This window comes from Ferruginibacter paludis (assembly GCF_030409685.1).
In the GTDB taxonomy this organism is placed as follows: domain Bacteria; phylum Bacteroidota; class Bacteroidia; order Chitinophagales; family Chitinophagaceae; genus Ferruginibacter; species Ferruginibacter paludis.
Window position 1 is genome coordinate 1 of record NZ_JAUFQJ010000008.1, and the last position, 18,691, is coordinate 18,691.

At 41.7% G+C, this 18,691-nt stretch carries 20 protein-coding genes and 1 tRNA gene; 10 read left to right on the top strand and 11 right to left on the bottom strand.

What is annotated here, in order from left to right:
* Nucleotides 1-519: 519 nt before the first annotated feature.
* On the top strand, nucleotides 520-972 hold the full coding sequence (locus tag QWZ08_RS15555) for a UPF0158 family protein (RefSeq protein ID WP_290338399.1): 453 nt from the start codon (nucleotides 520-522) through the stop codon (nucleotides 970-972).
* Nucleotides 973-1,052: 80 nt separating this feature from the next.
* On the opposite strand, the gene QWZ08_RS15560 is transcribed toward QWZ08_RS15555, so the two are convergent.
* From QWZ08_RS15560 to QWZ08_RS15600, 9 genes are all read right to left on the bottom strand, one after another.
* Complete coding sequence (locus QWZ08_RS15560; RefSeq protein ID WP_290338400.1) at nucleotides 1,053-1,658, bottom strand: hypothetical protein; 606 nt, start codon at nucleotides 1,656-1,658, stop codon at nucleotides 1,053-1,055.
* A 33-nt stretch (nucleotides 1,659-1,691) separates the two neighbouring features.
* Nucleotides 1,692-2,693 carry a relaxase/mobilization nuclease domain-containing protein gene (locus QWZ08_RS15565; RefSeq protein ID WP_290338401.1) on the bottom strand — a complete coding sequence of 334 codons (1,002 nt, stop codon included), beginning with the start codon at nucleotides 2,691-2,693 and terminating at the stop codon, nucleotides 1,692-1,694.
* A complete protein-coding gene (locus tag QWZ08_RS15570) occupies nucleotides 2,683-3,042 on the bottom strand; it encodes a plasmid mobilization protein (protein ID WP_290338402.1) in 360 nt (119 codons plus the stop codon). The genes QWZ08_RS15565 and QWZ08_RS15570 overlap by 11 nt, the downstream gene beginning before the upstream one ends.
* Nucleotides 3,043-3,256: 214 nt before the next feature.
* Complete coding sequence (locus QWZ08_RS15575) at nucleotides 3,257-3,559, bottom strand: hypothetical protein (protein WP_290338403.1); 303 nt, start codon at nucleotides 3,557-3,559, stop codon at nucleotides 3,257-3,259.
* A 34-nt stretch (nucleotides 3,560-3,593) separates the two neighbouring features.
* On the bottom strand, nucleotides 3,594-4,538 hold the full coding sequence (locus QWZ08_RS15580) for a DUF8464 domain-containing protein (RefSeq protein WP_290338404.1): 945 nt from the start codon (nucleotides 4,536-4,538) through the stop codon (nucleotides 3,594-3,596).
* A gap of 226 nt (nucleotides 4,539-4,764) precedes the next feature.
* Nucleotides 4,765-5,922 (bottom strand): VapE domain-containing protein, encoded by a 1,158-nt coding sequence (locus tag QWZ08_RS15585; protein WP_290338405.1) that lies wholly within the window; start codon nucleotides 5,920-5,922, stop codon nucleotides 4,765-4,767.
* Nucleotides 5,919-6,296 (bottom strand): helix-turn-helix domain-containing protein, encoded by a 378-nt coding sequence (locus QWZ08_RS15590; protein ID WP_290338406.1) that lies wholly within the window; start codon nucleotides 6,294-6,296, stop codon nucleotides 5,919-5,921. The genes QWZ08_RS15585 and QWZ08_RS15590 overlap by 4 nt, the downstream gene beginning before the upstream one ends.
* Before the next feature lie 108 nt (nucleotides 6,297-6,404).
* A complete protein-coding gene (locus QWZ08_RS15595; RefSeq protein ID WP_290338407.1) occupies nucleotides 6,405-7,343 on the bottom strand; it encodes a hypothetical protein in 939 nt (312 codons plus the stop codon).
* A gap of 100 nt (nucleotides 7,344-7,443) precedes the next feature.
* Nucleotides 7,444-7,517, bottom strand: a tRNA-Arg gene (locus QWZ08_RS15600).
* Nucleotides 7,518-7,597: 80 nt separating this feature from the next.
* Between QWZ08_RS15600 and QWZ08_RS15605 the strand changes: the two genes are divergently transcribed.
* Nucleotides 7,598-8,071, top strand: coding sequence for a 23S rRNA (pseudouridine(1915)-N(3))-methyltransferase RlmH (locus QWZ08_RS15605; RefSeq protein WP_290338408.1), 474 nt, complete (start codon nucleotides 7,598-7,600; stop codon nucleotides 8,069-8,071).
* Nucleotides 8,072-8,077: 6 nt separating this feature from the next.
* Nucleotides 8,078-8,749 (top strand): rhomboid family intramembrane serine protease, encoded by a 672-nt coding sequence (locus QWZ08_RS15610; protein WP_290338410.1) that lies wholly within the window; start codon nucleotides 8,078-8,080, stop codon nucleotides 8,747-8,749.
* Here QWZ08_RS15610 and tilS read toward each other — a convergent pair.
* Both tilS and QWZ08_RS15620 read right to left on the bottom strand, forming a co-directional pair.
* The gene (gene tilS, locus QWZ08_RS15615) at nucleotides 8,739-10,070 is read right to left on the bottom strand and encodes a tRNA lysidine(34) synthetase TilS (RefSeq protein ID WP_290338411.1); all 1,332 of its coding nucleotides are present in this window, start codon (nucleotides 10,068-10,070) and stop codon (nucleotides 8,739-8,741) included. The two genes, QWZ08_RS15610 and tilS, sit on opposite strands and share 11 nt — an antisense overlap.
* A gap of 200 nt (nucleotides 10,071-10,270) precedes the next feature.
* The gene (locus tag QWZ08_RS15620) at nucleotides 10,271-10,582 is read right to left on the bottom strand and encodes a tetratricopeptide repeat protein (RefSeq protein WP_290338412.1); all 312 of its coding nucleotides are present in this window, start codon (nucleotides 10,580-10,582) and stop codon (nucleotides 10,271-10,273) included.
* Between the two features lie 131 nt (nucleotides 10,583-10,713).
* On the opposite strand from QWZ08_RS15620, the gene QWZ08_RS15625 reads away from it, so the two are divergent.
* The 7 genes from QWZ08_RS15625 (at nucleotide 10,714) to fbaA (ending at nucleotide 18,644) form a co-directional block, all read left to right on the top strand.
* Nucleotides 10,714-11,457 (top strand): electron transfer flavoprotein subunit beta/FixA family protein, encoded by a 744-nt coding sequence (locus tag QWZ08_RS15625; RefSeq protein ID WP_290338413.1) that lies wholly within the window; start codon nucleotides 10,714-10,716, stop codon nucleotides 11,455-11,457.
* 214 nt (nucleotides 11,458-11,671) lie between these two features.
* Nucleotides 11,672-12,634 carry an electron transfer flavoprotein subunit alpha/FixB family protein gene (locus QWZ08_RS15630; RefSeq protein WP_290338414.1) on the top strand — a complete coding sequence of 321 codons (963 nt, stop codon included), beginning with the start codon at nucleotides 11,672-11,674 and terminating at the stop codon, nucleotides 12,632-12,634.
* A gap of 133 nt (nucleotides 12,635-12,767) precedes the next feature.
* Nucleotides 12,768-13,349 carry a bifunctional nuclease family protein gene (locus tag QWZ08_RS15635; protein ID WP_290338415.1) on the top strand — a complete coding sequence of 194 codons (582 nt, stop codon included), beginning with the start codon at nucleotides 12,768-12,770 and terminating at the stop codon, nucleotides 13,347-13,349.
* Between the two features lie 152 nt (nucleotides 13,350-13,501).
* A complete protein-coding gene (ispE, locus tag QWZ08_RS15640) occupies nucleotides 13,502-14,341 on the top strand; it encodes a 4-(cytidine 5'-diphospho)-2-C-methyl-D-erythritol kinase (protein WP_290338416.1) in 840 nt (279 codons plus the stop codon).
* Between the two features lie 96 nt (nucleotides 14,342-14,437).
* The gene (locus QWZ08_RS15645; protein ID WP_290338417.1) at nucleotides 14,438-16,096 is read left to right on the top strand and encodes a S8 family peptidase; all 1,659 of its coding nucleotides are present in this window, start codon (nucleotides 14,438-14,440) and stop codon (nucleotides 16,094-16,096) included.
* 79 nt (nucleotides 16,097-16,175) lie between these two features.
* A complete protein-coding gene (locus QWZ08_RS15650; protein WP_290338418.1) occupies nucleotides 16,176-16,685 on the top strand; it encodes a DinB family protein in 510 nt (169 codons plus the stop codon).
* Nucleotides 16,686-17,576: 891 nt separating this feature from the next.
* The gene (fbaA, locus tag QWZ08_RS15655; protein WP_290338419.1) at nucleotides 17,577-18,644 is read left to right on the top strand and encodes a class II fructose-bisphosphate aldolase; all 1,068 of its coding nucleotides are present in this window, start codon (nucleotides 17,577-17,579) and stop codon (nucleotides 18,642-18,644) included.
* Nucleotides 18,645-18,691 lie beyond the last annotated feature (47 nt).

Below are 18,691 nucleotides of genomic sequence, written 5' to 3' on the forward strand. Positions count from 1 at the left end.
TGGCAGCATGAATAACAAAATATTCAATCGCTCTCTCAGGTGGGTCAACATGCAAGAATAAGCACCAACCACAGACCTATTTATGGGTGGGTCAACATGCAAGAATGGTGGGTCAACATGAACAGGAATGGTGGGTCAACATGGTCAGGAATCTATACGAAGATGAACAGACCACTGTTTTTTGTGAATGTCTATACCAATAAATAACTTTGGTATGGCGGTAGTTTGAGTATTCATTTTTTGAATTATTTAGCACCCTCAAATTACCGCTTTTACATAGATGCTTTGCCGCAAGTGTGGCTGGACGGAAGAGCAATCGACAGTTTTGTGTCTCGTCCTGAAATAGGTTGACTACAAATCAACTTAAAAATGGATATCAAAGAATAAGTGATTTTCGTGTATTTAACTGAAGGGACGGGTTAAAGCAGTGAGCTGGCAATTATTTGTAAAAGCCGACACTGATCAACTTGAAAAAAATACCAAAATGTAGTATTTTTATTCTAGCCAACCTTTGATGATATGCAGTCATTTACAACCGAACAAATAAAAGAAATTTCGCAGCAGCTTGACTGCGGCTTCCGGGCATTTTATCACAAACTAACTGGCGAACTAATTTTTGTACCTGATACAGATAGGCATTTTGATATGGACACAAGTGCCTGGAAAGAGGAACTAAAAAGACTCAAAAAAAACTTTTTGAACTACCAGGAAATTTATGCTATGGAAGCCAGCGATTCCTTTAAAGTAATGGCTGAATTTTCAGAACAAATTACGGACGAAAGACTCCGGGCAAAGCTTATAGATGCCCTGGAAAGAAAAGGCCCGTTCACACATTTTAAATTTGTCATCGATAATGCAGGCGACTACCGGCAGCATTGGTTTGCCTTCAAAGGCAACAGCTATTATGAATGGGTTGTAGACCAGTTAAAAATGCACAACCAGCTTAATGATCAGGAAAATGTCAGCCAATGACAGGCATGTGCTGGAACAATTTGCGATATTAAAATTGGGATCCATTCAATCTATCCACCTCCTATTAACGGCAATCTTAATCATTTTTCTTTAGACAACCTTTCAAGCGCCTTCGCTTCCTCTTTCAACCTGTTTGCTTTTTGCAACCGGTCATAATTGACCCGGTATTGACGCTCCGTTTCAATCACTTCTTTGCGTAAACCAGCATTAACTTCATACAAACTATCTATGTGATACAGGTAGCGCTGCAAGGCAAGCTGGGCGGTGTCCAGCCGCAGCTTGCGGTACTTGGTATCATTGGCAGTATATTGTCCCAGGTTGGTACAGGTGTTGTACCAGCCGGAACATACGAGGGCAAACGCAATAAATAATCCGGCAGTGATCCAGGTTAACTTAGGCACATAATGATGATGCTGTATTTTGTGTACGGCGAGCTGCTGCAACCCGCTGATATTTCTGTCCAGGAGGCTGGATAATTCTTGTAACACTGCTGCCGGAAGCTGACCTGCTTTGCTGTCTTTTTTCAAGTCCTGTACCATGGCCATTAGTTCCTTTACCATTGCCTGGCTGTCGGTTGCCTGTTTAAAACCATCGGACAAGGCTTCTATTTTTTTATCCTGTCCCTCTAATTTTTTCGTTGTCAGTTCCATAAACACTGTTTGGGTATTTTGATTATTGTCGTTCATGATTGTTCATTTTTTTTTGTTCAAAAATCATTTTTAATGGCTGATGCGCATGCCTCTTTTTCGCTTCCGGCTTTCTTCCGTTTCCTTTAATAATTCTGCAGGAACATAATCATAGGTCAGGTCCGGTTTTATCACGGCATCTATTAATTTAGCTGGCTTATTGTTCTGTTTCCTGGTAGGCTCCTTTGCAATTTTAGACGTTGGCTTCAGTTCATTTTTTTGTTCCTGGCCGATGCTTTTTTCCCGCTTTTTTTCTTGTGTTTGTAAAAGTAGTTGCGCCTGTTTTTGCTGCTGTTGTAAGGTTTCCGTTACCTTCAGTTGGATGGTATTCACCAGACCCGTGTAGGAAAACTTGCGGTCGACCTGGCTGCCTTTAAAACAGTAGTTGCCCGTTTTAAAACTGATGCCCTGCTTTTCCTGCGTTTGTCCCTTGTATTTGTATTGCACTTCTATTCCCCGCTGCAGGAGTTTTTTCTCGAGCTCTGCCATACTCCTGCACTGTGGTAAGATTTCCGTGATGTGCTGATAAACCCGGTATTTATCCAGCTCCGGTTGCCTGAGTTCATCCAGGTGAGTCAGTGACAACTTTTTTTCCAGGGCTGGTATGAGTTTATATTCCTGGGTTAGCCGCTGCGCAATTTTTTTTCCTTTTAATCCAATCCAGCTGTCTTTGATTGCCTGTCCATTGTTGTTGACGAGGTTCGCCACGATGTGCAGGTGCAGGTGGGCTTTGTCCGCATGTTTGCAAACGGCGTACTGCGTGTTTTCAATTTTCAGGTCCTGCAAATATTTTTTTACAATCGCTTCCATCATTTCATCGGAGGGTTTTTCTCCGGGATAAAAACTTAAGACTCCGTGGAAACAGGCCTGCTGTTTTTCCGGCCGCAGCTGCTGCTGCATTTCAAAATCCTTTGCCATCAGTTTATAATCATAACTCCGTACCCCTTCACTCAGGATGATGGTTGCCCCGGGCTTCTGGGTAATATAGCGGCAGGTATTTTTGAAAGAACCCGTGGAAATACATTTACTGATCATGGTGCAATTTTTTGATTACCTCGTCCATTGCCTGGCGGTACTGGTTAAAATATTGCATGGATTCATAGAGCCCTTCGCGGTGGGCAATTCTGGCTACCTGGTTAAAGTTGACCGCCATGCCGGCAAGCTGGCGGATCAAAGCGGTTTCTTCGGCGCTGATGCGGGGAATAATTTTGGATTCAATTGCCGCCTGGCGGATATAAAAAGAAATGGTCTGGCCAGCCTGGCTGGCTTTTTCCCGCACAATAAAGTATTCGTGCCGGCTGAAGCGAACGGCTGCCCTTACTTCTTTTTTGACGGTTTTGCCCGGTCTTCCCGCCTTCTTTTTTTTCACAATCAACGTTTTCATGCTCCTCATTTTTCAGGTGTCCTCCTGCATTTTCTTTTGCGACCAGCGGGAGAAAAAGCGAGCGTTGTGACCGAACAAAATTTTTGTTCGACAACAACACCGCTCGCCATAATAAAGGATCAAAAAAATAGCGCTTTCCGCGGTTTTCAAGTCATCGAAAAGCCTTTTTGGTTACTCCTTTTACTCCTAAATCACTCGTGTAGCAGTATATTTGTTAGCTTTCCTGCTTAAAAATCTTTGGACTTTCCAACCCGTGTTTACGGATATTGTCTTTGAGTTCCATCCACAGCCGGATATTGTAATCGGCCAGTTCCAGGATTTCGGGTTCAGTTAAACGGTAAGGATTGCAAACAGCACGCGTTGCTTTTTCTTCCGTGTTGTTTAAGGATGCCGATAAAATATTCGGGGCATAAGCTTCTGCCAGTTCGAGCGCTTTACTGATGGCGATGCTGTCGCCAAATAATTTGATTTGTTTCCCTGTGCTCAGTGACAGGGTTTTTCTTTTAAAGTCTGCCATAACAATTGTTTTAAAATGTTTATTAAAAAAGGGGTTACATTTTTCTGCCCTGCTGTTGTCTTTTCTCCGGTAGTTCTTTTTTAAGATCCTTTACCTGCAGGGTTCTAAGCTGTTTATTTTTTTCTGTCAGCAGTTGGTTGAGGTCTTTATATCCCTGGTAGATTTTGCGGCCGTCGGATATAGAAGGATTCAAAGCCAGCATCTTTACAGTGGCTTTATCGCCGGCCGCATCATTATCCAGCAGCAGATTTGTAGCGGGATAATTTTGAACAAGGAGGCTGTTTTTATCCATTAAAGCCAGGCTATTGAGCACAAGAAAATCTGTAGCTAATTGCTGCTTCCCAAAGAAGGTTTGCCAGGATAAAAAACTAAAGAAACCTTCCAAAACGGTTAAAGAAAGAGCGCCAGGTGTTTGTATCAGTGTTGCATCTTTGGGGGAACTGCTGCCTTTAAAAAAGGCATTGCGCAACTCATAGCCGCCTGCATTGTTCCTGAAGCCAATTGCGTAATAATTTTTGTCATTCAGTTCGTAATGAACTTCCCTGCAATATTGCAAGGCAATTTCACGCGGGATGCCGCGGTGTGTCAGGTAGTAAAGCAAGGCAGGATGTTCAATTGCTTTGTCGAGTGTGATCTGTATTTTATTGCTTTGCTCTTCGGTCTTAATATCCTTCTTATTGTCAGGTTGCTGATGAAATAAAAAAATACCGGAGCTCACTTTTTCTATAAAATCCTGTACACTGCAGTTGTGATACAGAATGCCAAAATCCACCAGGTTACCACCCTTACCCATGCCGTGATCATACCAGGCATTCAGCTCCCGGTTGATTTTAAAAGAGGCTACCGATTCTGTTCTGAGCGGTGACAGATACCAGTAATCATTGCCCTTAATTGTCTGTGGCTGATATCCAAGCTTTTCCAGGTAGGCCACCATATCCAGCTGCTTTATTTCGTTTATTGAAAGATGATTTGTTTTCATTGCTGCTCTCTTTTTTCATGTTTTATTGCTGATGAAATAAAAAACTTACAAAATCAAAAAAGTAACTTACTTGTCTTACTTGCTTACTTATTTTTTAGGGTTGATGCCGTTGCCTATAAGTAACATAAGTAAGTTCAAGTAACTTAAAGTAATATGCATCTTACTTATAATAAGGCCTGCTGGCAGCGGCTTTCAACTATCCAAGTAAGATAAGTAAGCAGTTTTATCACTTTTCTTCCCGGAATTTCAAAAAATAGGCCTTGATAGGATATTCTTTTCCTTTACTGTACCGGTTATCCCGCGAAAAGCCTGTCATCCGTAAAGCCTTGCCCAATTGGTTGGCAGAGATCTTCGCCAGTCCATCCGTTTCTTTGCGCAGGGCGATCTCAATCTCTCCTGTTGTTAAAAAAAGATCATGCTTTTCCCTGGTGCCGGGCTCATAATATTTTAGCAGCAGTTCCATCTCCGGACTCACCAGGGTGAACTGCTTGTTCTCCTCCTCGTTTTCCCTGACTTCTTCGGCCGTAATGTCCCCGCTGTAGCCGCTTTTGTACAGGGAATAGGCCTGCGCCCAGACTTCATCGATGTTCACCTGGCTGGAATAATTCCAGTCGATGCCGGAGATTTCAAAAGGTATCCAACGCACGTTGCCTGTGGGGTCACTTAAAAACTCCGTCATATTGGTGGAACCAATAAAGCTGACACGGCGGGGCAGTTTCTTGGCCTTGCGCTCAAATGGATGCCTTTCCTTGACAAAGGATTTACTCATGATACTTTTCAGGGCATTGATCTCTACACGGGTAAAAGTGGCCAGTTCATCCAGGTTGATGATAAAGTTTTCTACCAGGGCAATCAGGCTGTCCTTGTCAAAGGAGATATTTTCTGTCATGTAATTCTTCAGCGCTTCCGGGCATAAAAAACGGATGAAAGTGGTTTTGCCTGAGTTCTGCATTTCATGCACCAGGATGAGGGCGTGCTTGTTGCAATAGGAGTCTTCCAGTGCACAGCGGATGGTTCTCACCAGCCATTTTTTGAAATGCTTTTCAAAACGGGCCGGATGTTTCACCTGCACAAAACTGCAGAGCTGCCGGATATAATCCGGATCATTTTTCCAGACTGGCAAACTTTCAAAATAATTGACAAAGGGATTGAAGCGGTTGACATAATCACTCTTCAGCAAATAGATCAGTTCATTGAGGTTAATGGTAAAACCTTCCAGCTTTAGCTGCCGGTAAATATTAAATTCATTGAGCTCTTCCCACACTGTTTCGTATTGCTTTTTAAATTCAATGGAACCGGTAATCTCATTTAGCTGAAAATGAAAATGTTTGGCCAGGTAGCGTTCCAGCCGGATATGTTCAAGTTTTTTGTCTCCCCTGCTCATGGCTTGTCTTTTTTAGGCAGCTGAATACTGCTTTTGGCATATCGCTTCCGGTTGGCCAGCATTGGGCTTAATTCTGCTGGCGTTGTTTCCGCGGCATCCTTAAAGCGGTTCACCCAGTGCAGCAGTTCACTTAATTTGATCAGGTAACTTTTGCCAATTCGGATGGCAGGCAGGTTGCGGTGGTGGATATAATGCCTCACGGTGCCAACCGGCTTGCGTACAATGGCGGCCGCTTCGGTGAGATCAAGCAGTCGGTCAGGATCAGCGTATGGCGCTGCTACAGATTGCTGTGACTGTTCACTCAATGTATTCACAGTTGTTTGCAGTTGATCCAGCCTGGAAAGGATGAGGTCGAATGGATTGTTTGTTTGCATCTCAGTTTGTTTTAATTGTTAGCAACTGGATGCAAATTGGCAGGAAGGGAAAAATATTTCAGGATTTTCAGGGAACGAAATCAGGGAAGCAGGCAATTTCCTTAATGGCTAGGATAGCTTGTTGATTTTGAGTGCCTTTAGTTTGGCCATATTTTTTTTATAACGCTCTTCATTCCTGAATTCAGAAATAAAGATGTTGAATTTGCCGATACTGTTGCCGGTGTAGACCGAATAGCTGCGGAAGATGGTTTTCAGGTCAGCCTCTTTTTTAAAATACCCCAGCTGGTAAAAGTGATCAATGACAGCGGAAATCGTGCTGTTGAGGCCATAGGGATTTTTGCCGTTGGGCAGTTTGGCTATCCGGGAAAAGATGTCAAATTCGAAACGGGCTTCGCTTACTTTTTGTTTGATCAGTTCCAGTGTAGCGGCTTCACCGCCATTGACCGGATTTAACAGGGCTTCAAAAGTGGGAAACTCCGGCTCCTCAATAATTTCTTTTTTTTCATCAGCAGATTTCAATCGCTCTTCCAGTTGCTCAGTCAATGCCTGTAATAGCACCGACCGGTTTTGCTGATCAAGCGTATACATCTGCTGGTGTTTTTTATTCTTTTTCAGAAAGTGGTTTTTTACATGGCACCAGCGCAATTCTTCATCCGCCACTTCTTCCCCTTCTGTTGTCTGGTAAGGAACCAAATCGTGTGTTAGTATTTCATGGCAGCGTTTGAGCTGGGCTATAGTTAAACCATTTATTTTATCGGACAAAATAAGCAGAAAGCTTTTATTAAAAGTCCAGAAAACATATCGGGCAATGTCTTCAAAATAATGCGGGTTCCAGAAATTATCGCGGGTGATTTCAAAGGTAGTGCTCAGCAAGGTGAGACAGTTGCCAGTGCGGATAACCTGGGCTGCATACAATTCATAAAAACTGATGCGGAAATAAAATTTCCGTGTATGCTTCCCTTCGACAGAAACTTCACTTATATAAAACTTGTTGGAGATGTATTTTACGGGGAAGCTAACTTTTGCCACAGTTATTGCTTTTGTCACAAAGTATTAACAATAATTTAAATACACAAAACATGTATCAAATTATGTATCAAATAAAAAAAGAGTTATAAATTTTAATTCATAACTCTTTGATTTTCAGTGACCGCGTCAGGATTCAAACCTGAAACCTTCTGATCCGTAGTCAGATGCTCTATTCAATTGAGCTACGCAGCCGTTTCTTGTTTCGGACGGCAAAAATAGAGATTTATTTTATTCATCCCAACTCTTTATGCATTTTTGCGCTAAATAATAAAATGAAATTTCAATTCTGGACGGTGGGTAAGGCGCATGAAAGCTTTGTTAAAGAAGGTGTGGAAATGTTTACAAAACGCATTGCCAACTACTATCCGGTGGATTGGACCATTATTGCGGGTCCTAAAAACGCAGCTGCTTTGAGTGAAACAGATCTTAAAAAAAAAGAGGGAGAAATTATTTTAGCAGCATTGCAAAAAGATGATTTCCTGGTGTTACTGGATGAAAGGGGTAAACAATTGACCAGTGAAGGACTGGCTTCTTTTATTCAGCAGCGGGCAAATGAAAGTACAAAAAATATCATTTTTTTAATCGGTGGTGCTTTTGGTGTAAGCGATTCAGTGATGATAAGAGCAAATTTTAAGTGGAGTTTAGCACAATTGGTTTTTCCTCATCAGTTAGTTAGGGTTATCTTAGCCGAGCAGGTGTACAGAGCCTGCAGCATCAACCGCAACGAAAAATATCATCATCAATAAAATTTTATGAGTGTTACTATTATTATCATAGCCATTACCTGCATTGTATCATTTATCTGTTTTAATAATGAAGAGCTGATGGATAAACTGATATTTTATCCGCCAGCGGTTTCAGTCAATCATGAGTGGTATCGCTTTTTTAGCTGCGGCATTATTCATAAAGATATTCCGCACCTGTTGTTTAACATGTACGCATTGTACCTGTTCGGGCAGGGTCAGCACAATGGTGGCGTTGAGTTTGAGTTTGTGGCTATTTTTGGCAGTGCAGGTAAACTGTTTTATATACTGATGTATGTAGCGGCTTTTGCGGTGTGCCTTATACCAACTTATATGACGCATAAAGACAATTATCAATATAAGAGTTTGGGTGCCTCAGGCGCTGTATCTGCGGTGGTCTTTGCATTTATACTCTTTAATCCCATGCAGGGCGTTGGGCTGATATTTATACCTGTGTTTATTCCGGGATTTTTATTTGGTATTCTTTACCTGGTGATCTCTTATTTGCTGGCAAAAAAAGGCAACAGTAATATCAACCACTCAGCACATATCTGGGGAGGTTTGTTCGGCATCGGTTTTATTGTGATTTGCGCAGGCATTTTTGGTCATTATCCCGTGGTGGCGAATTTTTTGGAGCAGGTAAAAACGGTTCGTTTAGATAACCTCTTCTCTACTTATTAAATTCCAGTTTCAGCATCTGCCGCGTTTGTGGAGTTGTTTTAAAACGGTCATCAATGCGCAGGCCAATCACCCACAATATTTTCTTATTCATTTCAATTACCCAGGTATTTTCTTTTTGGGTAAGCGATAACTTTTGGTCTGTCAAAAAACGGTTGACCTTCTTTTTCTTTTGCATGCCAAGGGGATAAAAATAATCGCCCTGCTTCCATTTGCGGAGTAGTAAAGGAAAGCTAATTTCTCTTGCATCGAGCATAGCTATTGATTGGGATGTGTTCAGGTTTACCTTGTCTGAAGCTATTTTTTCAATTGTTATTTCTCCGCCTGCAAATAAAATTCTTTTGTCAATCTGTTCAATTAAAATATGTTGCGCTTCCTCATGCACAACCGGCGCAATGATAAGCCAGTTGCGGTTTCTAATGATGCGGTGTGTGGCCGATTCTACATATTTTCCTGTCTCGCTTTTTAGCAACCCAATCACTTCATCAGTTTGATGAGCTGTGAACCCAAAGTCTTTTATTATTTCATAAACAACAGTTGCAAGCGGTATCGTTTTTAAAAGTTTCAGCACCGGTATATGTACTTCATTGCCCTTTTGCTCCAGCAGTTTCTTTAGATGAATATCCACCGACTGACGGTAGAGGATTTCAGTTTCGGTAAAACGCTGAATATTTTTAAGGATGTTTTCTTTGGCTTCGGGAAAACTTTGGCTTACCAGGGGAAGCAAAGTGTTGCGGAAATAATTGCGGGTATAATCATTTTCTGCATTGGTATGATCAGTTACAAATGCCAGTTGATTTGTTGAGACAAAAGCTTCCAGCTCCGCACGGCGGGCAAATAACAATGGCCGTACTATTTTATTTTGCTTTGGCAAAATACCCCGCAAACCCTTTATCCCAGTGCCCCGGAAAAAATGCATTACCACGGTTTCAATATTGTCATCTGCATGATGGGCTGTCACAATGTGATTATAGCCTTTTTCAGACCGCAGTGTTTCAAACCACTGGTAACGCAGGTTACGGGCGGTTTCTTCAATTGAATTTTTTGTTTCTGCTGCTATTGATGTGGTATCAAAACTTGTTGAGTAAAACAGCACATCGTATTTTTCAGCCAGTTCCTGTACAAATTTTTCGTCGCGGTCACTTGCTTCGCCACGTAATTTAAAATTGCAATGTGCTATGGAAAAATTGTAACCTGCCAGTTTGCATAAAGTACACAATACAACAGAATCAACTCCCCCACTGACTGCCAGTAACAGTTTATCGGTTGATTGAAAAAGGTTTTCCTTTTTAAGGTATGTGGTAAATTTTTCGAAAAGCTCCATGTATAAGTTTGTAACAAATGCTGAAAACCGATATGAACCGCGGGCCAAAGATGCAATGAAAAAATAAAGTAAAAGAGTGCGACGCCAATGAAGTTGCAAGTAGCTTCTCAGCCCGGACAACAATTTTAAACTTGCCATTGAAAAGAACTAACTGGCACAAATACTCTCCACCAAGTTCCCCCTGGGGATTAAGGGGGCTTTTACTCCTCCAAATCCTCCAGCGCTCCCTGCAGTTCATTATACGAATGATTATCCCCTGCCCTTTTTGCTTCTTCCATGCCCCTTTTATAAATTCTGATGGCCCGGTCAAAGTCTGCCACCCGCTCCAGTAATTTTCCCAAATGATAGTAAGAACCGATATAAGTAGGCTCCCGCAACAGGATTTCATTGAAGAGTTTGCGGGCTTCCTCATCGTTGCCCACCTTGATGTATTCCAGTGCCAGTGCATGTTGCAGAAAACTATCCTTGCCGGAAGTTTCCAGATATTCCAGTAATTTTTCTATCCGGCTCATGTGATACTTTTTTTTTAATTTTTTATTTTATTTATGGGAACAACACTTACCTTTGTTATTAGTTGCATAAACAACTTTATTTTATAACGACCGTCTTAGCACCCAATAAAGACAGGGAAAAATGAACTTGCATGAAAATTTTAGTCTGTATCAGTAAAACGCCTGATACCACCGCAAAAATAGCCTTCGCTGATAACAATACGAAATTCGCTGCAGATGGTGTTCAATGGATCATCAATCCGTACGATGAATGGTATGCGCTGGTGAGGGCCATCGAATTAAAAGAAGCCGATGCTGCGACGGTGATTCACTTGGTAACCGTGGGCGGAGCGGACTGCGACCCAATCATCCGCAAAGCGCTGGCGCTGGGTGGTGATGAAGCCATCCGTGTAAATGCGGATAGCCATGACAGTTATTTTATTGCTTCGCAGATTGCAGCCATTGCAAAGGAAAATAACTACGACTTAATTTTTACCGGTAAGGAAACGATTGATTATAATGGTTCTTCTATCGGCGGCATGGTAGCGGAGTTAGTTGACCTTCCCTATGTTTCGCTGGCAACCAAATTTATACTGGAAGGAACCACGGCTAGCATCAACCGCGAAATTGAAGGTGGGGAAGAAACCGATAAAGTGCAGCTACCCGTAGTAGTGAGTTGCCAGAAGGGAATGGCTGAACAACGCATCCCCAATATGAAAGGCATTATGGGCGCCCGGAACAAACCGCTGAAAGTGGTAGAACCTGCTGCTGCAGAGGCTTTCACTTCCATCGCATCCTTTACTTTACCACCGGCTAAGGCAGGTGTAAAAATGGTAAGTGCCGAGCACCCGGAAGAGCTGGTTCGGTTGCTGCATGAGGAAGCGAAGGTAATTTAAAAGCTGCCGTCTCCAAAGGGGGAACTTAGGGTGGTTAGTTTTTGTTTCAGGGAGTTCGCCCGATTGAAGGCTTGTAATTATTGTCCCGGCCAGGAAGCAACTTGCAACTTCATAGGCGTCGCACTCTTTTGCTTTTAGTTCATTGGGCAACACTTTCAATTCGGAGTTTATTAATTTATTTGAAATCATTTTTATTTAAAGCAAAACTTTTAAAATGAGTGTATTAATATTTTTGGACCAGGCCGATGGCCACATTAAAAAATCTTCTTTCGAAGCTGCCGGTTATGGCGCTGCCGTTGCAAAACAAACGGGTACTGCTGCGGAAGCTGTTGTGCTCGGTACTGTAAATGACGATTTGGCGTCGCTGGGTAATTATGGAATTACTAAAGTACATACCGTAACAAATGAGGCGCTTAACCATGTGGATGCTCAGGGGTTTACAAAAATTATTGCGGAGGTTGCTATAGCTACTGGCGCAACTGTGATTGTGTTTTCCAACAACTTCAACGGCAAGGCCATTGCACCGCGGTTGAGCGTGCGGTTAAAGGCCGGGCTTGTTTCAGGTGCCATTGCTTTGCCCGATACAACCAATGGATTTACGGTGCAAAAAAACGTATTTAGCGGTAAGGCCTTTGCCAATGTTACCATCAACACGGCTATAAAAATAATTTCGTTAAATCCCAATTCGTTTACCGTTGCTACCACCGAAGGCATTGCTGAAGTAGCCCCATTTGCTGCAACAATAGAAGCACCCAAAGTGCAGGTAACTGCTACCGATAAAGTAGTAGGCGAAGTGCCATTAAGTGAAGCAGAAATTGTAGTAAGCGGTGGCCGTGGACTGAAAGGACCGGAAAACTGGGGGTTGGTAACTGACCTCGCTAAACTATTGGGTGCCGCCACTGCTTGTAGCAGACCTGTTGCAGATATCGGCTGGCGGCCGCATCACGAACATGTGGGTCAGACCGGTCTTGCTATTGCACCTAACCTGTATTTCGCCATTGGTATATCCGGAGCCATTCAGCATTTGGCGGGTGTAAACAGGAGCAAGACGATTGTTGTAATCAACAAAGATCCTGAGGCGCCCTTTTTTAAGGCCGCTGATTACGGAATTGTGGGTGATGCTTTTGAAATAATGCCCAAAATTATTGAAGCGGTAAAGCAAATGAAGCAGCTGTAAATCTAAAAGTAGCGTTGACAAAGTAAAAATTTATTAATTTAATTTATAAAGCCTTTCAAATTGTCTTGAAAGGCTTTTGTTTTTTATATTTGCACTTAGTAAGATACTTATATCCCTTTTTGACGATTTGAACATGAAGAAAATTGAATTAGAAATAGTTGCCCTTTCGCACAGCATTACACAAACTCATTCCTATGCAGTTGTGCTGGGAGAAGTGAATGGCTTACGCAGATTGCCCATTGTAATAGGAGGTTTTGAGGCCCAGGCCATTGCAGTAGCGTTGGAACGCATGAGCCCCAGTCGTCCGCTTACCCACGACCTGATGAAAAATTTTATGATGGCTTTTAATGTTGAACTACACGAAGTAGTGATCAACGATTTGCAGGAAGGTATTTTTTACAGTAAGCTGGTATGCAGCAGTCAGAATGATACCGTTGAAATTGATTCCAGAACGTCAGATGCACTTGCGCTGGCAGTGCGTTTTGGGTGCAGTATTTTTACTTACGAAAATATATTGGATAGTGCCGGCATCCTGATGGAAAATGATGAAAAGAAAAAGAAGTCGACTGCCCCGGTAACTACAGAAACAGGCGGACAGGACGATTTGCAACGCCTTTCGCTGGAAGAATTGAATACACTGTTAAACGAAGTGTTGGAACAGGAAGATTATATAAGAGCAATCGCCATCCGGGATGAAATAAAAACAAGAAAATAGCAGGTTAATGGATAATTTATAATGGATTAGTGGATCATTTCTTCAATACTTATCTTCTCTTAAAAAAATGATATTTGATATACCGGCTTGGGATAATTGGCCAAATCTGAATATAGTATCAATTATCAATTAAAAAATTATCCATTAAAAACATGGTCGTTTTTCCCGGTTGCAAAATTAATCTTGGTCTGCGCATTCTTAATAAACGAAATGACGGTTACCATAATTTGGAAACCATTTTTTACCCGGTACCGTTTACCGATGCACTTGAAATCATCTCCTCCAGCAATTCAGAACCAATTATTTTCAGCAACTCAGGTTTAGCAGTAGATGGTGATAGCAAAGATAATATCTGCATGAAGGCCTACTGGCTTTTAAAGAAAGATTTCCCCCAGCTCCCTTCTATAACGATGCACCTGCACAAATGTATTCCCATGGGAGCCGGACTGGGTGGAGGGTCTGCGGACGCTGCGTTTAGCTTACGACTATTAAATCAACTTTTCCACTTACAAATATCAACCGAAAAATTAATAGACTACGCAGCTCAACTAGGCAGCGATTGCGCCTTTTTTATTTTAAATAAACCCTGTCTGGCAACTGGCAGAGGTGAAATTTTGCACCCCATTGCGCTCAATCTTTCAGGCTATACGCTGGCATTGGTAAACCCGGGCATACATGTAAACACAGGAGCAGCATTTGCGGCTTTGAAATTGCATAAGCTGGATGGGGAAAGTTCGCAGGTGGCATCGTTGACCGCTATAATGCAGCAGCCAATATCATCATGGAAACATACGCTGATAAATGATTTTGAAGAACCGGTGAGTCAAAACTGGCCTGTTATAAAGGAAATCAAAGAAAAATTATACAGCATGGGAGCTGTATTTGCTGCGATGAGCGGTAGCGGAAGCACCGTTTTTGGCCTGTTTGATCAACAGCTTCCTGGAGATAAAACTGACATCTTTCCATTTTTTACCCGTTTTATCCAATTGTAGACCGATATTTTTTTGATAAAAACAAGTTATTTTTTTTGATTTGATTGATACATTTAGAGGCTTTGTGATAACTTGCCTCCCAGTAAAATTTAAACTATGAAAATATGGTTTTTAAGCAGTGCGTTACTGGTAACCACCGCCACATTCGCACAAAGTGCATCCACAGAGGTTCCGAAGAACTGGTACCAGCTGGATAAAGCAAGCACTGGTTATTATGGCATCAGCCTGGATAAAGCGTACGACTTTCTGAAGGCAAAAAAACTAAAAAGCAAACAGGTGTTGGTTGCAGTAATTGATGGCGGCATTGATACATTGCACGAAGATTTGAAGCCGGTTTTATGGACCAACGCAAAAGAAATTCCGGGCAATGGCATTGATGATGACCATAATGGTTACATTGATGACGTGCATGGCTGGAACTTTTTAGGCGGTAAAGATGGTCGCAATGTAAAAGAAGACAGTTACGAAGGGGCAAGGGTCTACACTGCTTTAAAGGCAAAATATGGCGAAGAAATTCCTGAGGATTCAGCCGTTTCCGATACGCAGAAAAATGAAATAGCCCTTTATAAAAAAGTAAAAGAGAAAGTAGCGGGTGAAGTAAACCCGGCGGAAATTGCCTTTTTAAAACAAATATTACCCGGCTTTTTAAAAGGTGATTCTGTTATTACAAAAGAATTAGGCAAAGAAGAATACAATTGTACTGACCTTGAAAAATACAATCCAACAGATGCCAATGCAAAAAGGACTAAAGTATTTCTAACTCAGTTGTGCAAGGGAAACAATAGCAACGAACTAACCAATAAACAGATTATAGACGAATTAAACGGCGAGCTGCGAAAAGCAGATGCAGTAGAAAACTCTCCAAAAGAATACCGGAAGGAAATTGTTCAGGACGATGAAAAGGATATCAGTGACCGCTTTTATGGCAACAAAGATATTATGACGGCAACTCCTTTTCACGGTACCCATTGCGCCGGTATTATTGCCGCCGTTCGGGACAATGGCAAGGGGATTAAAGGCATCGCAGACAATGTACGTATCATGATGGTGCGGGCTGTACCGGATGGTGATGAACACGACAAAGATATCGCCAATGCGATACGTTACGCAGTGGAAAATGGCGCCCAGGTGATCAGTATGAGTTTTGGAAAAGAGTTTTCGCCTGAAAAGAAATGGGTGGATGATGCTGTAAAATTTGCTGAAAGCAAAGGTGTACTGCTGGTGCACGCAGCTGGCAACGATGCTAAAAACGTTGACAGCACAGACAATTTCCCAAGCCCTGTTTATCTTGACAACGGCAAAAAAGCAACCAACTGGATTACTGTTGGTGCAAGCGGAGATCCGCATACAGGCAGCATTACAGCTAACTTTAGCAACTATGGTAAAGAACAGGTAGATGTTTTTGCTCCTGGTGTACAAATTTATTCAACCATCCCTGGTGGAAACATGTACGGCAATGCTTCAGGTACAAGTATGGCATGCCCGGTGGTGGCAGGTACAGCTGCATTGTTGCTGGAATATTTTCCAACGTTAAGCGCCAAGCAGTTAAAATACATCATTGAAAAGTCTTCGGTGTCACCTGATACTGAAGTAAACGTTCCTGGCACTACGCAAAAAACTAAACTAAGTGAATTGTGTGTTAGTGGTGGTTTGCTGAATGCCTATGAAGCAGTTAAATTAGCGGCAAGTCTCCAAGGCGAAAGGACAAAGGAAGTGTTACCTGCACCGACGATGACAAAAAATAAAAAAGGATAATTTACAGCAGTTTCTAAAAATAGTAATTTAGTGCCGGGCTTTCGCCCGGCATTTTATTTAACCATAAAAAATTTCAGCCATGTTTAAACCATCTCCGGAAAATTATCCTCCCTATTTTCAAAAATATATTGACCAGGTACCAGACGAATCATTGCTGCAGGGCTTCGCAAACCAGGGGCCGGTTATCGCAAGTTTATTAAGCCGTATAACAGAAGAAAAATCAATGCACGCTTATGCCCCGGGTAAATGGACACTCAAAGACTTATTGCAACATATCATTGATACGGAAAGAATTTTTTGTTTCCGTGCGTTGTGTTTTGCAAGAAGGGAAGCCAGCAATATCGCTGGATTTGATGAAAATGCCTATGCCGCAAGCGTGGTAGCCAACGACAGAACCTGGCTAAGCCTTACAGAAGAATTTTTAGCCGTACGCAAAGCAACAGAACTGCTTTATAAAAGCTTTACAGAAGAAACGCTTACAAGAATTGGTAGCGCCAACAGTATACCAACCAGCGTCGCAAGTATGGGATATATTACGCTGGGGCATGTGTATCACCATAAAAAAATAATTGAAGAACGATACCTTTAGTCAACAAAGGTTTTGATATCCGCATAAACTTAAGCGGGTTGCTTAAATTATATACCTTATCTCCTGCTAAATTTTAACTTTCAATCGAGCGGGTACGTATTTTTACGATACGTTTTATCGTAAATAAACGTACTTTTTTACAGTTTTGTTACGATAGCTTCCGTATTTACTGTGTATTAATAATAGAGCAATTATGCGCTTGTGTAGCATCCATTTCTGCTGCATCTTTGTATCAGAAGTTGATTGATAGGAATTAAATATCAATCATATCCAAATATCCTGATAAAGCCTATAAAGTTCAATCCAATATCGATTTAAAGCTAATAGCAAAAATCCAATATCAGTCAACTTCTTTTTCATTTTTCTTACCCGGTGCTGCGAAAGCATTGCGAACATTACTTCCGTAGCATTTTATCCGGTATCCTGAAGAAAGCAAACCACGTCCTTTATCCTGAAAAATCCTGAATTTACTATCCCAAAACTGTTGCAAAACAGGAAAAGCTGTACGCTGACCATGGAATGACTTTTTCCCGGAACAGTCCCCAAGCTAAAAAATTTTAAAAACTTCCGTGTTTATAAATGAATGCGGAAGTTTTTATTCTCTCTCCCGTTTTTATATCCAAAGCTCTAATGCCTGGTTTATTATCTGTCCCCCAAACCACCTCTTCACAAATTTATACACCAGCAATGCATTGTTCAGTCCGCCTGGCCTGAGCAGTGCTGCGTTTTAAATTATCCGGTTATCTTTAACCGTGTATGCCACTCCGCCTGCACAATTGTTCTAAAAACACCTGTTACTGTTACCTTTGTATCTTTTTGCAGATGCATATCAGTTTCAAATAACCATTAACCAAAAGTGAAATTCACTTATTTTTGTAAAAAAACAACAACATGAGTAAATACAAAGCCGGCGTATTGTTCGGCGCAGAACTAGAAGCCCTTTATAATGACGCTAAAGACAACCAGTTTGCCTTACCCGCAGTAAACTGCATAGGCACAGATACCATCAATGCTACGCTTGAGGCGGCAGCAAAAGTTAACTCTCCTGTAATTATACAATTCAGCAATGGCGGCGCCCAGTTCCTTGCAGGTAAAGGAATGCCGAACGATAAGTTACAAGCCAATATTTCGGGCGCCATTTCCGGCGCTTTGCATATACACAATGTAGCCAAGTATTACGGTGTACCTGTAGTACTGCATACCGACCATGCTGCAAAAAAATGGTTACCATGGATCAGCGGATTGATTGATGCCGGCGAACAATTTTACAAAGAAAAAGGCCAGCCTTTATTCAGTTCGCATATGCTTGATTTAAGTGAAGAACCAATTGAAGAAAACATCCATACATCAGTAGAGTTTTTCAAGAGAATGGCTCCATTGGGCATGAGTATTGAAATTGAACTGGGTGTCACCGGCGGTGAAGAAGATGGAGTTGACAACAGCGATGTTGAAAATGATAAATTATATACCCAACCGGAACACGTTGAGTATTCTTATACAGAATTGGGTAAGGTAAGCAACATGTTTACCATTGCCGCAGCTTTTGGTAATGTGCATGGTGTTTACAAACCTGGCAATGTTGAACTGCGCCCCGAAATTTTAAATAATAGCCAGGTGTATATTCAGAAAAAATTACAGACCGGTCCAAAACCCGTTTACTTTGTATTCCATGGTGGCAGCGGATCTCCGCAAAGCCAGATAAGGGAAGCAATCGGATACGGCGCCATCAAAATGAACATCGATACGGATTTGCAATGGGCATTCTGGGAAGGTGTTTTAAACAATTATAAAAAGAATGAAGGCTACCTGCAGGGACAACTGGGCAACCCTGAAGGAAGTGATAAACCAAACAAAAAACAATACGATCCAAGAGTATGGTTACGCAAAGGACAGGAGACTTTTATCAAACGTCTTGAAACCGCTTTTGACGATTTGAATTGTCTTAACCGTAATGCATAGTCTTTAATATAACACTGCAAACAATTTATATTTCTTAAGGTAATGTA

What these genes read in the sequence shown, in the direction of transcription:
- QWZ08_RS15630 (WP_290338414.1), top strand. Translation starts at nt 11,672, where the DNA reads ATGAGTGTATTAATATTTTTGGACCAGGCCGATGGCCACATTAAAAAA.
- tilS (WP_290338411.1), bottom strand. Translation starts at nt 10,070, where the DNA reads ATGGAGCTTTTCGAAAAATTTACCACATACCTTAAAAAGGAAAACCTT.
- QWZ08_RS15585 (WP_290338405.1), bottom strand. Translation starts at nt 5,922, where the DNA reads ATGAGCAGGGGAGACAAAAAACTTGAACATATCCGGCTGGAACGCTAC.
- QWZ08_RS15650 (WP_290338418.1), top strand. Translation starts at nt 16,176, where the DNA reads ATGTTTAAACCATCTCCGGAAAATTATCCTCCCTATTTTCAAAAATAT.
- QWZ08_RS15645 (WP_290338417.1), top strand. Translation starts at nt 14,438, where the DNA reads ATGAAAATATGGTTTTTAAGCAGTGCGTTACTGGTAACCACCGCCACA.
- fbaA (WP_290338419.1), top strand. Translation starts at nt 17,577, where the DNA reads ATGAGTAAATACAAAGCCGGCGTATTGTTCGGCGCAGAACTAGAAGCC.
- QWZ08_RS15635 (WP_290338415.1), top strand. Translation starts at nt 12,768, where the DNA reads ATGAAGAAAATTGAATTAGAAATAGTTGCCCTTTCGCACAGCATTACA.
- QWZ08_RS15605 (WP_290338408.1), top strand. Translation starts at nt 7,598, where the DNA reads ATGAAATTTCAATTCTGGACGGTGGGTAAGGCGCATGAAAGCTTTGTT.
- QWZ08_RS15620 (WP_290338412.1), bottom strand. Translation starts at nt 10,582, where the DNA reads ATGAGCCGGATAGAAAAATTACTGGAATATCTGGAAACTTCCGGCAAG.
- QWZ08_RS15590 (WP_290338406.1), bottom strand. Translation starts at nt 6,296, where the DNA reads ATGCAAACAAACAATCCATTCGACCTCATCCTTTCCAGGCTGGATCAA.
- QWZ08_RS15565 (WP_290338401.1), bottom strand. Translation starts at nt 2,693, where the DNA reads ATGATCAGTAAATGTATTTCCACGGGTTCTTTCAAAAATACCTGCCGC.
- QWZ08_RS15625 (WP_290338413.1), top strand. Translation starts at nt 10,714, where the DNA reads ATGAAAATTTTAGTCTGTATCAGTAAAACGCCTGATACCACCGCAAAA.
- QWZ08_RS15580 (WP_290338404.1), bottom strand. Translation starts at nt 4,538, where the DNA reads ATGAAAACAAATCATCTTTCAATAAACGAAATAAAGCAGCTGGATATG.
- QWZ08_RS15570 (WP_290338402.1), bottom strand. Translation starts at nt 3,042, where the DNA reads ATGAAAACGTTGATTGTGAAAAAAAAGAAGGCGGGAAGACCGGGCAAA.
- QWZ08_RS15560 (WP_290338400.1), bottom strand. Translation starts at nt 1,658, where the DNA reads ATGAACGACAATAATCAAAATACCCAAACAGTGTTTATGGAACTGACA.
- QWZ08_RS15610 (WP_290338410.1), top strand. Translation starts at nt 8,078, where the DNA reads ATGAGTGTTACTATTATTATCATAGCCATTACCTGCATTGTATCATTT.
- QWZ08_RS15575 (WP_290338403.1), bottom strand. Translation starts at nt 3,559, where the DNA reads ATGGCAGACTTTAAAAGAAAAACCCTGTCACTGAGCACAGGGAAACAA.
- QWZ08_RS15555 (WP_290338399.1), top strand. Translation starts at nt 520, where the DNA reads ATGCAGTCATTTACAACCGAACAAATAAAAGAAATTTCGCAGCAGCTT.
- ispE (WP_290338416.1), top strand. Translation starts at nt 13,502, where the DNA reads ATGGTCGTTTTTCCCGGTTGCAAAATTAATCTTGGTCTGCGCATTCTT.